Here is a 15077-nt window from a genome sequence, read left to right as displayed (position 1 = left end):
TTGACTCATTGTTCTCATTTTATGCATTGTTTAGCACAACATGTCTCCCATTTTTCGGGGCAGGCTCAGTATCTTGCAAGAGATGTTGAACTCAGGCAATGCAAACCTACTCGAAATACAGGTAGAAAGAATTGGAAAGTAACGTCCGGATTCTCCGTACTCACTACATTCTCTACTTTGAATCTCGCCATGCATGAAGCGATTCCCCACTATAAATCCTTTACGTTAAAATATCCTATGCAACCGATTTACCACGAAACTCCAAAAGGAACTGTTAAACTGCGATTGGCGACAACCGAGGACATAGCCGTCCTGGTAGAGCTCAATAAGAAATCCTATCCGGTCATGGCTGAAGAGAACGTTGTCTGGACGCGTGGACACTTGGCCGCCCACCAGAAAGTATTTCCGGAAGGGCAGATAGTTGCGGAACTGAACGGCATAGTGGTTGGAGCAGTGGCCTCACTCATCGTAAATCTGGGTTTGAATCCATATCGCGCCCACACCTATTCAGGGATTACCGATGGTGGATATTTTCATAACCATGTTTCGGATGGAGATACTCTTTATGGCGCTGATGTATATGTGGATCCCGATATCCGGGGAATTGGCATTGGTTCCATCCTTTACGAAGCCCGTCGTAACCTCTGCAAACAAAGAAACTTACGCCGGATATTAGCAGGCGGAAGACTGCATGGGTATAAAGAGCATGCCAAACAGATGAGCCCTGAAGAATATGTGCGAGCCGTCGAAATCGAACAGATTCGCGACCTGGTGCTCAGCTTTCAACTACGGGAAGGTTTGTTGTCAGAGGTATACTGCACAACTACATAACCGACCCCAGCAGTCATAATAACGCTTCCCTGATTGAATGGCTCAACCCTGACTATGTTCCAGTCGAGGAAGATACGCGGAAAGTGCGTGTGGCCTGTGTGCAATACCAGGTACGCAAAGTAAACGAATTTAGCGACTTCGAGGCACAGGTGGAATATTTTGTGGAAACCGCCCATGACTACCGTGCAGACTTCGTGGTTTTTCCCGAGCTATTTTCCGTTCAACTACTTTCACAGGATAAGCTTAAAAACCTGCCCGCCCTTGATGGCATAGAACGATTGGCCGACCTTGAGGAAGAGTTTATGAGTCTCATGAGCCGCATGGCGACCGAGTATGGCCTTCACATCGTGGCAGGAAGCCATCCGATGCGACGTGGCAACTCCATCTACAACGTCTGTCCGGTTTTCTCTCCAGACGGAAGCTTCGTTTTGCAACCCAAGCTCCATATCACTCCTGGCGAGGTCAAGTATTGGGGAATCACCGGAGGAGATACCCTTCACGTAATCAATACACCCAAAGCTAGGGTAGGTGTCCTCATTTGTTACGATAGCGAATTTCCCGAAGCGGCTCGTTACCTGGCGGACCAAGGGGCAGAGATTATTTTTGTGCCCTTCTGCACGGATGACCGGCCAGGCTATCAACGGGTACGCATATGCTCCCAGGCACGCGCCGTGGAAAACCAGGTTTTTGTCGTTACTGCGGGGGTGATTGGAAACCTCCCCAGTGTAGCAGCCATGGATATTCACTACGGTCGTGCCGGAGTGTTTACGCCCAATGATTTCGAATTCGCACGGGATGGCATTCAAGCCGAGGCCGACAGTAATGTCGAAATGCTACTGGTGACAGATCTGGATATTAATGACCTGTATCGCTCCCGGGCCTCGGGAAGCGTCAGGCAGCGGTTGGATCGGAGAAAAGACCTTTTCGAGTACCGCTATAAAGGGAAAAACGAGTTGTCCGAATTGAACGAGGAGGAAAGCCTTCCGCTATCTTTGGTCAGGGAACAGGAGGAATAGCCGGATTTTCCGTGAGAATTCACTCTTCGTTAAGCCGGTGCTGGGCAATCCAGGTTGCAGGAATGGTTTTCCCAGCTACTGACTGAAAATATACACAAACATATTCACACCGAGCCGGGTGTAAAAGGTGTGGGCATAGTCACTGATTTCCTGGCTGTGGTAATAGCGGAACACACGCCAGTCACCGTCAGGTTCTTCGACCCAGGCTGGAGTACCGGGAGTTTCGCAGTAAATAACATCGGAGAGTCCATCCTCACGCGTTGTCTCATAGCTTTCTCCGCCATAGGCCGCTTCGCTGAGTCGTTCGGATAAACCTTCCGCGCCTTCCCGAACGCGGAATCCAATGCGTGTGGTCCATTGCCCAAATTCGGATTTCCCCCAACCCATGGCCATGATGGGCATGGCCATGACCGCGACCCGGTCGTCGTGTTTTAGGACCATTGAAGAATAGGTTCCCTGCGGCCACTTCTCGTTTATTATGAACTCACGGATCGCTTCCGGAAGCGCTGAAGCATCGGGCAATCCTGCGTAATAAGACTTGAAAAAGGCGTCACTGCGAGGAAGCGGTTCAAAACGTTTATCCGGAAACACTTGTTTCAAAGCAACATCGACCTCCGGGGAAACTTCCCAGTCAGCGAAACTATGCATCTGACCATAGCGCGAGTTCCCACGTAAAAACGAAGCGTTAATACCTGCATCAAGAAATAAAAATCCGCCGCGCTCGATAAACGCTTTGAGGTTTTTTACTTCGCCGGCACTTAAGACCCAATCAGTCCGGTCGGCAAAATTCACATACAGAACCGGATGCTTAAAAATGATCTCATCCTCGAACGAATCAATATAGATGGGGAAAGGATCCACGTTCAGGGTAGTTCGTGTCCGGATCTCTTCCAACAAACTAGGCAACGCATCCGCATACTGCCGTTGCATCGCGTCGCCCTGGATAAGTTGAACTACTTTGATGTAGGGAACTTCCTTGGGTGGCAGTGCTTGCTCGGCTTTTTCATCCCCGATTTCCACTACAGAAAATAACGGTTGGCCCAGGAAGCACAAACAAGCCAAAAATATCACTCTGTTTATTACACGCATCACAATTGAACTCCCAGTCGTTTAAGCATCTGGTCTTTTATGTAAAGGGATAAGGAGTTTTTCGGATCTTTTTCAACCTTCGCCTTAAGGTAGTTAAGCTCTTCAGGATCATTAAAGCCAATCAGATGAGTAACCGCCCGGCGCTGGATAAGCCAATCGCTATCCTCCAATGAAAGGTGAAGGGTTTCGCGGATATCCGATGCCTCTCTGCGAACAAGCTCATCAATTGCCATCATCCGAAGACGCGCCTCTTCATCGATTAGAAAATCGAAAAGCAAGGGTTCCGCATCTTCATTGGAGAAATACCGTGTTAGCGTAAGACCGGTTTCCCTCACGCTTGAATCGCGTGCATAAGAAAGCCCCTCTACCAACTGGGTCGGAACTCTGTCACGGCTGGATCGCAGGAAATTGAGTACCTGCGATCGCACACGCTCGGACTTATCATTGGCTAACACCAAAATCTTCTTTGTATCCTTACGCAAATCGGCATAACCCAGATAAATCCGCAAGGCTTCCAGGCGGTAGCTGGGGTTATCGGATTCGAGCAAACGATCAATCAGGGATTGCGAACGTTCTCCAAGAATCGCAAGCGTCTGGATAAATGTTTTCCCCTGCTCCTCATTAAATTGACCCGTCAACACCAAGTCGGTCAGACGCCTTGCACTATCGAAAGTCGGGCCCATTCGAAACAGAGATAATTCCGCCTCATGAACAACTTCTGTATCCGCATCTTTCAGCAGAAGCTCCAACCACTCCCTTGCACCGGGAGTTCGATTATCACCCAACATATTGGTGAAGAGAAGCCGGATGCTTTTAACTGGGTCAACCGACAGCGTTTCCGCTTGTTTCATAACTGTGGCAAAACGAATGATGCGCACGCTGAGTCTCAAGGCTTCTAGTCGAACCATGTCATCTTCGTTTTGTAGCAGGGAAATCAAAATCGTCTCTGGGAGTTGGATACCCAGAAAAAAGTAATAACTCAACATGTTCCGACGAACGACCACGTCTTCATCGAGAAACGCATTCAGGAATCGTTGCCTGATTGCCAAGGGCATACTTTGGGGAACAGGAATGAGTTGAATCCCACGATTGTAGGTATTCCACAAATTGATCATCATCCCCAAGCTGGAGGATACCATGCGCCGTATCTCCGCGTCCTCATCACCCAACAGCATGATAATCGGTTCCACTGCCTGAGGCGGCATGGATGCTTGAATTTCAATCATGGATACCAGGGCAGCCCTGCGAACACGCACATGCGGATCGCGCAGTCCCTGTGCCACTCCGTTGAGCGCCCGTTGATCTTGATATTTGCTAAGCAGCATAATAGAGCCAACTCGGGTATCCACGTTGTTGGAACCTAGATCATTCAATGCTCTATCGATCGTTTCTGCACGCGTGGAAGATTCGGACGGAGCTTCATTTGCTGGAACCTGTCCCAACATTGAACCACTCCCTACGCTCAAGAGCATGAGAAGGAATCCCAAAAATAAAGGTTTTGTGGAGGTACTCATTTCAACCCCAATATCCTCCGCCGGTACCATTCACTTAACAAAAATAAAGCAAGTACGATAAAGTAGGGCCAGCTGTGCGCCCAATAAACACGATGTTGTACCACCGGGATATGGTCTGCCAACGGAATGTCATCAATGGATCGCCAATCGCGGTAGGAGGTGTATGTGCCCCCGGTTAACCTGGCGACATCACGCAGCAGAGATTCCTTGAATGACGTGTCCGATAATTCAGGACCCGTAGGAGAAACCGCAAAAAATGCATCTTGTTCGAGCAGTTCCCCATCGGCATATTCAACCGAGTAGCGCACATGAAATTCACCGGGCTCGTTCGCCTTAAAATCGGCTTCATAACGTCCGGGCATTGTGAGAGAAGGATTGAGCAGCACATCGGATCTTTCTCCACTTGGCTTTTCCACAAAGGCGGTAACGCGGGCTTCGGATTCTGCACCAAAATCCTGAGCACGCACTTTCAGGTCCAGATCGACCTCACTGTCGAGCGATTGAACCGTTCCCTGCAACGGCATATCAAGCCGGTCCTTTCCTCCACTGGCCAACCAAAATAAAAGCTGACGCCAAAATAAACCGTGCTGCTCTTTTCCCTTGTCCGACTCCATCCGCCAGCGCCAGGTGTTTTCAGTGCCCAGGTAAGCAGTGCTCCCAGCACCAAATGCCTGAACAACCAAAATAGGATTTTCACGCCCTTTGGTCATCGCCGAAGTTCGACCACCCCGACTGATAGTGGTACCTAAATAAATCGGCGTATTCTCCGGCAAAAAAGGCCCTGGGTTTTGAAAGAGTGAACCGCCCTTGTTTCCAGTAAAAACGGGATCGGCTTCCAGTTCCAGATAACGCTTGTCCTTGTATATAATAGCTTCCGCCTCTTTGACCGGTAACATGGAAGTGAGTGCCTTGGGTGACTTATCCATCGGGCCAAGCGCAAGAAGCCCTGCTCCGCGACGTGTGACGACATTACGGAGTGCTTGAAGAATTTCTTCGCTCAACAAAGGAGTGAGCCGTGTATCCACAATAAGTGCATCGTATTCGAAATAATAAGCAGGATCTTGGGGAAGCTCACTCAGCGGCGTGGGTGCATCGTCCACAGCACGATTCTGCAGGTAGGATTTGGGACCCGTCCTGATGAAACTATCAAGAAGGAAACGCGGATCGCCCTTGAGGGCTTGTTTGAGAAAACGAAATTCCCAATGCAACTGAGACCCAAGATAGAGGAGTTTATATTCGTCCGGTTTCTTGATCTCAATCGTAGCAAAATCCACATCGGAAGCCGGATTGGTATCTTCCACCAGTGGTTCCACTTTCAGCCTATAAGTTCGAACCCCGGCATACTCAGCGCGGTCTTCAAAAATAACCGTTTTTTCCTCGCCGGAGTCTAAAGTAACCACCCGGTCTTCAACCCACTCACCGCCTCGGAACAGCTGAACCGTTACGGTCTTTTCGGTATTAAACGCATTGGCTACCTTTCCCTTGACCGTAACCATCTCGCCGACTTCCGCTTCAAGTTGAGAATCGGTAAAGTGAATGCTGATGTCGCCCGGAGGCGCATTTTCTCCGACTCCGATGACCGATACGGGTATTTCAGCATCGCGGAATTGTCGGGCAGCTTCGATCAGGAGCGTACCAGAATTTTCATGACCATCGGAAATCAACAGAACTCCACCCAAAGAGCGACCGCGATCCTGGCTTTGTTTGAGGACCTGAAGAAGGCTGTCAGCCAAAGCGCTTTGCCCGCCAAGTTCGTAAGTGCCACCGAGCCTCCAAGGCAATATCGTTTCCTGAAATAGATAAGGGTTGACCGGGTATTCCGCTAAAGGGCCCGTGAACAAATTTTCTTTCTCTTCAAAAGAGATCATGGATCGAACAACGTCCGCCCGGTTGGCAGATCTTTGCGTATCGGGAGTTTCCATACTCGCGGATGCATCAGCCAGGACCACCAGTTCAAACGCTTCCGGATCCGGATCTTCTTTCACAAAATACGGATTCGTTAAGGCAAGAAATATGGCAAGTAACGCTGCTGCCCGAAGTGCACCCATGGTAATTCGGTAACGAGCGGGAATCCAGGTGTGCAAACGCAAGACACTCCACGCCAGAGCTGCTCCCGCGAACACGACAAGGAGAAGGATTAACCCAATCGAAAATGGAAGATCGAAATGCATTATCTATCAGGAATTCCCGGCACCTTCCTCTGCTAGTTGCTCGAAATACTTTTCAACCTGTGAGCGATACTGCTCGGGCGGATCGCTCGATTGGCGTAACATATCCAGTTGCAACTCACGGATAGAAGAACGCAAGCGCTCAAGCAATACTTGCCCGGCTTTACCGAGTGCTTCATCAGTAGCCCGCACAGTACCAGACCAGTTTTTCGGATCCTTCTCTTCCATATTCAACTCGCCGGAAAATTCCTGTAGTCGTGGATCATCCAAACGACTCGCCAGATCCGACAACATTCCGCTGACCTGACCACGCATGGCTTCCAGGCGCTGTTGCCCCTCGGGAGATTCACCTTCGGCTTGCATAGCTTGCAGATTCTGGCGTGCCTCCTGTAATTCTGCCAACGCCTCACGCACGGCAGAATCCGCCAGTTGTGGCATTTGCGAAGCCGATTCTTCAATACCTTCCGCCAGACTATCCAAAGCCTGGGCCAACTCATCCTGCACCGGAGCTGCCCGGCCGTAGCGTTGGTAATGCAAGGCGTTTTCTGCCCGCGACATCTGGCCTTCCACATTTTCCTCTTCCGCCTGTTCCGCAATGCCGTCCAAGGCTGACGCGGCCTCCGGGAATTGTTCCCTTAATTGATTGGCGGTTTGTCCGAGACGCTCTTGCCATTCTTCAAAATCTTCGGAAATACCCTCTTGCTGGCCTTTGAGCTCAGCGCGTTCCTCATCATTTAATTCCCCTGCTTCAGCTTGGCGACTCTGGTCGGCAGCCTGGCTTTGACGGGAGGCCAATTGTTGGCCCTGGCCGGCTAGGCCTTCCATCATTTGGGCGGCAACCTGGTTGATCCCTTGTTCGAGCAAAGTCGCAGCATTCATCAATCCTTGTTGCGCACGTTGGCCACTTCCCTGTGCGAGACCGGGTTGTCCTTCCTTCAGCTGCCCAGCTCCTTGAGCCATTTCTCCAGCGGCTTGGTCGACGGCCGGGGCCGCGGGTGATCCAGGCATCAATCGTTGCAATTGGTCGCGCATCTCAACCGCATCTTTAGACATTTCAGCTTGTTGTTCGGCAAGCTCCGCCAGCTCTTCCTTGGTCGCGTTCCGCCGTTTGGCGCGATCGATCTCGTTGTTCAGGTCGCTTTGGCGATCAATCAAAGAGTTCAGGTCGTCCAGTGCTTCTGGAAGTTCAGCAAAATTGGGTGCTTCGCTCGGGTCTTTACTCTCCTGACCTTCAGGTGGTGGCTGACCTTGCGATTCTCCATCCGATTCAGATTGGCTCTCACTCTCGGATTTCGATTGGTTGCGGCTCAATTCGGCCTCGAAGGATACCAACTCGGCCAGTGCTTGCTCCTCGGGTGAAATAGCAAGGTCGGTCGCGTTACTGTTGATCATGGTTTCCGCCTTTTCCATGCCTTCTCGGGCACGAATTAGAAACTCCATCAAATGATCCTGCCCTTGTTGCGTAAGAATCGGGGCCGCCTGAACCATGACTGCCTCAATTACGGTTCTGAGTGAGGCAAGCTGCGTTCCAATTTCCTGATTCGCAAACTGGTTTTCATCGGGCGGAAGACCCAGGGCGGCATACGTATCGCGAATGATTTTCTTCAGTTCGATTACCAGGGCACGAACGTCAACCTCTTGCGTTTCGCCTTCCCCATCCATGCCCTCAAGCTCGATTGGCTCTTTGGCAACGCGAACCTCAATAAAGAAAACTTCGGACCGAACAATGTTGGGCTCGGGCTCCTTATTGTCCATTGCCGTCGCCGAGTAGGAAATGACGTCGCCGTCGAGAACTTCGAGTTCAAAAAGATCCAGGGAATCGTAAAGGTTTAATTCTATCGCGCCTGACTCGCGCTCGGAATCTCCCTCGTGCAAGACAATTGATTTTTGGCGTGTCCCGGAAATGGATAAATTGAGGATAACTGCTTTAAGACCAAAATCGTCAGCTGCAAATAGTTCGAGCGGAACAACGTCTTCGGGTTTTACAGTAATGTCTTTGCCCGGTTCGATCCACTCGAGGACCGGGCTTTCGTCGGGCAATACTTTGAGCTGGACCGTTTTAGTCTGCGCCCGATGCCCGGTTTTATTGAACATGACAAATCGTAAGGAAGATGATTCATCTGCCCGAATATCAAATCCAAAGGTGCCCGCGTCATTCATCTGAAGCGGCAGGGCATCCTCTCCAAACTCAACGCTTAGTTCACTGATGGATTCGCCCACCAGATCAAAGGACAGACGCGTACCTTCCAACAGCTCAAGATCTTTAAGAGAATCGTGAGATTCGGATTCATAACCCGAGTATGCGGGTGGTTCGATGAGAAGCTGAAATACGTCAATAACCGGAGGATCGTAAACCAGCACCGAATACCAGGGAGAGGTCAGGGAATTTGTCTGCACCCGGAATTGAAAGTCTTCGACGGCGTCGTAGAACACGAAATCGGAACGACCCTCCCCGGCAGAATTCATGGGGAAAGAAACAAGTTCACCATTTTCTTTAAACTCGATCACACATTGTTTGTCCCATCGTCGTGGACTTATGAGAACTGGTAAATCTTCACCCCGGGCAACTTCCAGTGGATGCGGAGTAACGTAAAACGCAGTCGATTCACCACGCACCCAATCCCCCAATTGGTACCGGAATTTCTGCGACACGTCGAAAAAGTGAGCGAACCCGATTAAAAACAACCCCACTATAAATAGACCGGAAAGGGAATAGAATCGTAGGTGTCTAGGAATTAGCAGTTTCTCCAAATCGTAGGAGGCTGTTTTTTCTGCCACGGACTCAATCAGGAGCCTTTCGATCGTGGTTCTCTTGGCCAGAGGAATGTTCGCTACTTCCACCGCCGCATTGAGACTGTCCATGAGCTCGGGATGAGCCTGCTCAACGCGATTGGACAACGCCATTAACTTTGGCTGGTTTTTATATAGGCGAAACAATCCGGCCAAAGTAACCACCCCGGCAATTCCCAGGACGATTACGTTGAGAAAAAATGCGGTAGTTTCCTTAAAAACAAACAGCTTCTCCAGAACCTCGAGAACACCAAACGCGATCCCCGTTCCAATCAGGCAAAAAGCCACCCACCCGGCCAGGCGCAAGAGCAGCAGCCGGTAAGCAATGGGTTTCAATTGTGAAACTACGACGGTCATATTAAACGGGATTGGGTCTTCCCAAAGATGAAGGTTGGGCGGTGTCTTTGATTCCTGTAAGAAGAGATTCTATTAAAATACAAATAAGAGCAATCATTAGCAACCAGGGCCAAAGCTCTGTTTTAGGCCCCGTGTCGCCGGGTAAAGTCCCGGCACCAGGGACGGCGTTGGCATAGAGCGGTTTTTGCGAAAGAAGCGCAGGTAGCCATTGATCGGTATCGACCTTGCCAGCGACGGACTCACTCGGGTTCATATTTACTTCCCAATACTGACCGTCCAACTCGAAAGTGCCTGGCTCGGCAACTGGCTCAGCTAGCGTTTGTGTTTCTTCCACAAAAAACTGGCGGCGAAGACGGTCGGTATTAAAGCCTTCCTGGACAAGTTCGCGCACTAAAGGAAGAAAGGAATTCCTCAGAGGAAGATCCGTCCAGGACGTATCGAATGCGAAGGTGCTGGCGTAGAGCGTCCCCTGCCCTACGGCCAAGCCAAGTAAAGCCGGTTCACCATTTTCAAAAGCAATGAGCGTGGTATCCAGGTCGCTGGCTTGTAGACGAACATAGCGGTAAACGTTTACTAAAAATAGATCCTTGGAGGCAGCGTCTGCAAAGGTTTGGGACAGGCGGCTTGAAGGATTGATCGATCCTAAGTGATAGGGCGTCTGCCGTTCATTGGTATTTCCTGCCAAGCCTAGGAATCGCGATGCCATCATACCGCTGCGCTCCAGAGAACGAAACTGGCGAGGGAAAGCCTCCCCCGGAAGCATGATGGCGGTGCGCCCTTGGTCCAAATAGGCTTTGAGGTCATCCCATTGATCATCCCGCAAAAAGGCCCCAGCTGCAGGGATGACCAACACATCGGCTTCTTCAAGAAGAGACCCTTCAAAAAATCCCCGGTCGAGAGCAGTAACTTCAAAACGCACCCAATCCGTGTCGGACTCCACTTCCAATGCCGTTTGGAAAAAGTAAAATGCGTTGACCGCTTGAGGTTCATCCAGATTCGGAAGAAATGCGTAGACACGAACCACCGGCGGTGGCGCGATCCAAAAGTGCCAGCTGTTATCTCGATTAAAATTATCGGCCGGCAGGCTTGCGGTCATCGCACGTGGCTCCTCGACGTCCACGGTAAAGCTGACATTGCCCAGTTGACCGGCCGAAAGATTGAGCAGCTTTTCCTCCGAACCGGATTCGCCTGTTAGGGTGACGGGAACCGTTTGTGCTTCCGCGCTATGGTTGCGCACCGTAACTAAAACACGGGCCTGATTCTTGCCGACAGGCACGGTGTTCACGTTCGCGATACCTACATTCGGAGAATCATTTTCTTCGGTTCCCAGGAAAATTAACTCCATATCTTCCGGCACACCAGGAAGGTCTCGCTGCCAATCGGTTTCCTGGAAGTCGGAAATTAGTACCAACCGACTTTTCGCTTCCGGGTTAAATAAACCAACGGCGGTTTCGATAGCCGTGCCTGGATTGCCGGCTGAAAAGGATGGCTGAAGATCCTGGATAAAATTTTCAATCGGCACGTGATCAGCAGCAGGAGGAATTTGGGTCAGCACTCGATCGGCATAGACGACGAGCCCGACTTCGATTGCATCGGTATTCGCCAGATCGTTACGAAGCGCCGACTTGGCCGCTTGCCATTGATTTCCCCGAGCCATGCTTGAGGAAGCGTCCACCAGGTAGATGGTTTGCTGCAAGGTAGTTCCTTCTGCAACGGTGGTAAGCGGTGTCACCCAAACTGGCTTGGCAAAAGCGAATACGATAGCTGCAAAAAGCAGAAGCCGGAGAGCAAGCAAAAGTAGGTCACGGAGTTTCCGTTTCTCTCGCCTGGGTAATTGGGAACGGTCAATGAATCGGATGGAAGGAAATTTTAGATTCACCGCTAACTCCCGATTGATCAAGTGAAGCAAAATCGGCACGGCCAACCCAGCCAGAGCAAAAAGAAAAAGACTGTTTCCAAAATTGAGCATTTAGGCGAGGGACTCCCGGTGATGAAGATACTGGCTGAGGGCGTGACCGAGGTGATCGGTCGTAAGCAAGGGCTTATAATCCACCTGTGCACGACGGTATCCGTTTTTTAAGTCATCCATAAATTGCGCCATGGATTTTTCGTAATCCCCACGAATGGCATCGGCTGAAGCGATTACTACTTTTTCAGTTTCCGAATCGATATAGCGGACAGGGTAACCGTGGGGAAGGTCGCGTTCGTCGGGATCGAGTATTTGAAGGGCCAGCACATCGCAGTGTTGGAACCGTAGACTCTGCAGCATCCGCGGAAGCGTCTCTTCAGCTTCAAGCATATCGGAAAGATAAACGACCAACCCCCGACTCCGCATATGGTGAGTCATCGATTTGAGCAAGCGCTCGTGGTTGGCCTGCCCTTCGGGTTTCAGCCGGGTAAGTGCCTGGAGGAAACGATGAAGCTGTCCAGTCCTATGACCGGGCTCCAAGGCTTCAACAATCGAATCCTGGTAGGCAAACAAAGAAATGTTGTCGCCCTGGCGGGTTGCCAGATAAGCCAGACTGGCCGCGATCATGCAGGCATAGCGCAATTTCGTGCAAGCAGCCCGCTCACCCTGGTAGTGGTGGGAAGCACTCGCATCCACCACAAAGTAACAGTTCATCGAGGTCTCTTCCTGGTAAACCTTGGTTACCAATTCGTCACGTTTCGCGTAGACTTTCCAATCGAGGTATTTCAGGTCTTCACCGGGAACGTAATTGCGGTATTGGAGAAACTCGGTGCCGAAGCCGTGGAAAACTGAGCGGTGCATACCTGAAAGAAATCCTTCGACGGCCGTTTTGGCCATCAAGGCATAGTTCTCGATGCGCGTGAGATGCGCAGGATCTAAAAAATCTTTATAGGCAACGGCCATGGAACGGTCGTTATTCTTTAATTGTTTCCAGAAGACGCTGGATCACAGAGTCAGAAGTGATCCCTTCGGCCTCAGCATGGAAATTGGGAATCATACGATGGCGAAGCACGGGAATCGCCAGCGCTTGAACATCTTCAACCGCAACAGCGTAGCGACCGTTGAGTAACGCCCGGGCTTTTCCGGCGAGTATGAGTGCTTGGGAAGCACGAGATCCGGCACCCCATTTGATTTGATCCTTAATAAAGTCAGGCGATGAATCCACACTTGGTCTGGTCGCACTCGCCAACCGAACCGCATAACTTACCACATGTTCTGAAACCGGCACCTGGCGGACCCAGTTTTGAATATCGAGAATCTCTTGAGCAGAAAATACCGGTTGAGGCGTTTCCTTCTGGATGGCAGTGGTCTCGGTGACCATGCGGATCTCATCAGCTAGTGGCAAATAATCCATTACCACATTCAAAAGAAAGCGATCGAGCTGCGCTTCAGGTAGCGGATAGGTTCCCTCGAGCTCAATCGGATTTTGCGTGGCCAGAACAAAGAAAGGAGGTTCCAGCTGAAAGGTTTGTCCAGCTGCAGTCACCTGCCGCTCTTCCATCGCTTCAAGCAGCGCAGCCTGCGTCTTGGGCGGAGTACGGTTAATTTCATCGGCCAAAACCATGTTTGCGAAGATCGGACCCTGGACAAAGCGGAAATGTCGTTTCCCGGTGGTTTTATCTTCTTCTACCACCTCAGTTCCGAGAATGTCGGCAGGCATCAGGTCCGGGGTAAACTGGATACGCTTGAACGAAAGCGAGAACGTCTGCGCAATCGATTTTACGAGGAGCGTTTTTCCCAAGCCGGGAACACCGGTCAAGAGCGCATGACCTCGAGCCATCAGGCCAACTATCATCTGCTCGATGATGGTTTCCTGGCCGATAATTACCTTGCTAAGTTCGGCAGAGATCCGCTCGCGGGCGTTTTTAATGTTACTGAGAATCTCGGATTCGTTGGATTCGCTCATATAGATTTACTAATTAAGAATGCTTAGGGCTAGAAACTGGTGGAAGGACCAAAAACCAGTAGACCCAACGTTTGATGATTCGTTTCCCGAATGCGAACGAAACTTACAAATAATTTTTGGATGATTCGAGGGCATATTCAGGGTGTTTTCGAGTGTAGAAGCCAGCTTGCTGGCGAAAGAGATTTTCTTTGTCTACGGATCGCGACCACGGTGTCCCTCGAAGCCTGCAAGGCGTAGTGGGAAGGTCGCTCCACCGAATAGGTGCGATTCACTGAACTGTAGGAGCGAGTTTATCTCGCGATTGCTTTGGGACATGTAGGTGGAGAGGAATCGTGACAAATCAGGATTACCACTACCTGGAATTTTAGAACATCGAGCAGATCTCTAATTATTGAACGGTCTACTAAAATCGCGGCGTAAAGCCGCTCCTACAGTTCGATTGCAAATGAGACCCACTCGGCAAATCGGGCCAAGGATTGGGGCACCTGTATCACCAAAGATTCACCTCCTGGAAAAAGAACCCCAAACAAAAAACTATCTCCCCCCACTTCCTTGCACCCATCCGGTGAGGAACGCCCCTCACTTGGCTTTGGGTCTGAATATCTTCATCACCGATGGATCCGACTCGAGATGCGGACCACCCAACAAATCAATACAGTAAGGGATCGCCGGAAAAATGATCTGCAGGCACTCTTCGATCGCCTTGGGTTTCCCCGGTAGATTCACTATCAAACAGCGGCCACGTGTCCCCGCCGTTTGACGAGAGAGAATAGCCGTCGGCACAATTTTCAGCGATTCCATCCGCATAGCCTCGCCAAAACCGGGAAGCATTTTCTCACAAACGGCCTCCGTCGCTTCCGGCGTGACATCGCGGACGGCAGGGCCGGTGCCGCCGGTAGTGATCACCAGGCAACAACCTGCTTCATCTGCCAGAAACTTCATCGTCTCTTCAAGTTGATCCTGTTCGTCAGGAATCACCCTATAGACCGGCTCGAAGTCCGATGTTAGATATTTCCGCAACAAGCGAACCGCTTCCTTCCCCGGGATGTCTTCATAGATCCCCTGACTCGCCCGATCCGACACATTGATGACGCCAATTTTTATCATGGCGGTTAAGATAGGTAGCAACCTGTGCAGAGCAATAAAGGAATAGTGTTCAAATTTTCCACCCTCAACTCGCTACGAACTTTATAGAGAAACGAAACCTATTCCAAAACGAAATTCTTAGGATCAAAGGCACGTTCTTTTAACCAAGCTTCCACATCCAAGTCAGCTTTTGCCTTCAACTTGTCTGGTAAAAGCCTCGCCAATCGTTTAGCGAAATTCTCGGACGCAGTATCTCCTTTTTTTGAAGAGAGAGATAGGGTCAATAGTCAATTATCAAGTTTTCAAGTGCTTTGGCCTGCGGGCAGGATGATTCTTTTTCACGCTGGTAGA

General features: G+C 50.5%; 10 protein-coding genes. 2 read left to right on the top strand and 8 right to left on the bottom strand.

The window, feature by feature from the left end; translation table 11 throughout:
* A partial coding sequence (locus O3C43_21315; GenBank protein ID MDA1069034.1) for a GNAT family N-acetyltransferase occupies positions 1 to 831 on the top strand: 831 nt, incomplete at its 5' end.
* Positions 832 to 929: 98 nt separating this feature from the next.
* On the top strand, positions 930 to 1847 hold the full coding sequence (locus O3C43_21310; protein ID MDA1069033.1) for a carbon-nitrogen hydrolase family protein: 918 nt from the start codon (positions 930 to 932) through the stop codon (positions 1845 to 1847).
* Between the two features lie 75 nt (positions 1848 to 1922).
* Here the strand turns inward: O3C43_21310 and O3C43_21305 are convergent, their stop codons facing one another.
* From O3C43_21305 to mog, 8 genes are all read right to left on the bottom strand, one after another.
* Complete coding sequence (locus O3C43_21305) at positions 1923 to 2936, bottom strand: DUF4159 domain-containing protein (protein ID MDA1069032.1); 1014 nt, start codon at positions 2934 to 2936, stop codon at positions 1923 to 1925.
* The gene (locus tag O3C43_21300; GenBank protein ID MDA1069031.1) at positions 2936 to 4450 is read right to left on the bottom strand and encodes a HEAT repeat domain-containing protein; all 1515 of its coding nucleotides are present in this window, start codon (positions 4448 to 4450) and stop codon (positions 2936 to 2938) included. The genes O3C43_21305 and O3C43_21300 overlap by 1 nt, the downstream gene beginning before the upstream one ends.
* Positions 4447 to 6621 (bottom strand): VWA domain-containing protein, encoded by a 2175-nt coding sequence (locus O3C43_21295; GenBank protein ID MDA1069030.1) that lies wholly within the window; start codon positions 6619 to 6621, stop codon positions 4447 to 4449. The genes O3C43_21300 and O3C43_21295 overlap by 4 nt, the downstream gene beginning before the upstream one ends.
* A gap of 6 nt (positions 6622 to 6627) precedes the next feature.
* Complete coding sequence (locus tag O3C43_21290) at positions 6628 to 9765, bottom strand: hypothetical protein (protein ID MDA1069029.1); 3138 nt, start codon at positions 9763 to 9765, stop codon at positions 6628 to 6630.
* Between the two features lies 1 nt (position 9766).
* Positions 9767 to 11734, bottom strand: a complete 1968-nt coding sequence (locus O3C43_21285) for a BatA domain-containing protein (GenBank protein MDA1069028.1) — start codon at positions 11732 to 11734, stop codon at positions 9767 to 9769.
* Positions 11735 to 12637 carry a DUF58 domain-containing protein gene (locus tag O3C43_21280; protein MDA1069027.1) on the bottom strand — a complete coding sequence of 301 codons (903 nt, stop codon included), beginning with the start codon at positions 12635 to 12637 and terminating at the stop codon, positions 11735 to 11737. It lies immediately after the preceding gene.
* Between the two features lie 10 nt (positions 12638 to 12647).
* The gene (locus O3C43_21275) at positions 12648 to 13640 is read right to left on the bottom strand and encodes a MoxR family ATPase (protein MDA1069026.1); all 993 of its coding nucleotides are present in this window, start codon (positions 13638 to 13640) and stop codon (positions 12648 to 12650) included.
* A 579-nt stretch (positions 13641 to 14219) separates the two neighbouring features.
* Complete coding sequence (gene mog, locus O3C43_21270) at positions 14220 to 14747, bottom strand: molybdopterin adenylyltransferase (protein ID MDA1069025.1); 528 nt, start codon at positions 14745 to 14747, stop codon at positions 14220 to 14222.
* Positions 14748 to 15077 lie beyond the last annotated feature (330 nt).

Source organism: Verrucomicrobiota bacterium (assembly GCA_027622555.1).
In the GTDB taxonomy this organism is placed as follows: Bacteria; Verrucomicrobiota; Verrucomicrobiia; order Opitutales; family UBA2995; genus UBA2995.
The sequence above is the reverse complement of the archived record's forward strand: the minus strand, read 5'-3'. Positions and strand labels throughout refer to the sequence as shown.

Bases quoted from the DNA above. Each gene is read 5' to 3' on its own strand.
- O3C43_21290 (MDA1069029.1), bottom strand. From the start codon at position 9,765: ATGACCGTCGTAGTTTCACAATTGAAACCCATTGCTTACCGGCTGCTG.
- O3C43_21275 (MDA1069026.1), bottom strand. From the start codon at position 13,640: ATGAGCGAATCCAACGAATCCGAGATTCTCAGTAACATTAAAAACGCC.
- mog (MDA1069025.1), bottom strand. From the start codon at position 14,747: ATGATAAAAATTGGCGTCATCAATGTGTCGGATCGGGCGAGTCAGGGG.
- O3C43_21300 (MDA1069031.1), bottom strand. From the start codon at position 4,450: ATGAGTACCTCCACAAAACCTTTATTTTTGGGATTCCTTCTCATGCTC.
- O3C43_21280 (MDA1069027.1), bottom strand. From the start codon at position 12,637: ATGGCCGTTGCCTATAAAGATTTTTTAGATCCTGCGCATCTCACGCGC.
- O3C43_21295 (MDA1069030.1), bottom strand. From the start codon at position 6,621: ATGCATTTCGATCTTCCATTTTCGATTGGGTTAATCCTTCTCCTTGTC.
- O3C43_21285 (MDA1069028.1), bottom strand. From the start codon at position 11,734: ATGCTCAATTTTGGAAACAGTCTTTTTCTTTTTGCTCTGGCTGGGTTG.
- O3C43_21305 (MDA1069032.1), bottom strand. From the start codon at position 2,936: ATGCGTGTAATAAACAGAGTGATATTTTTGGCTTGTTTGTGCTTCCTG.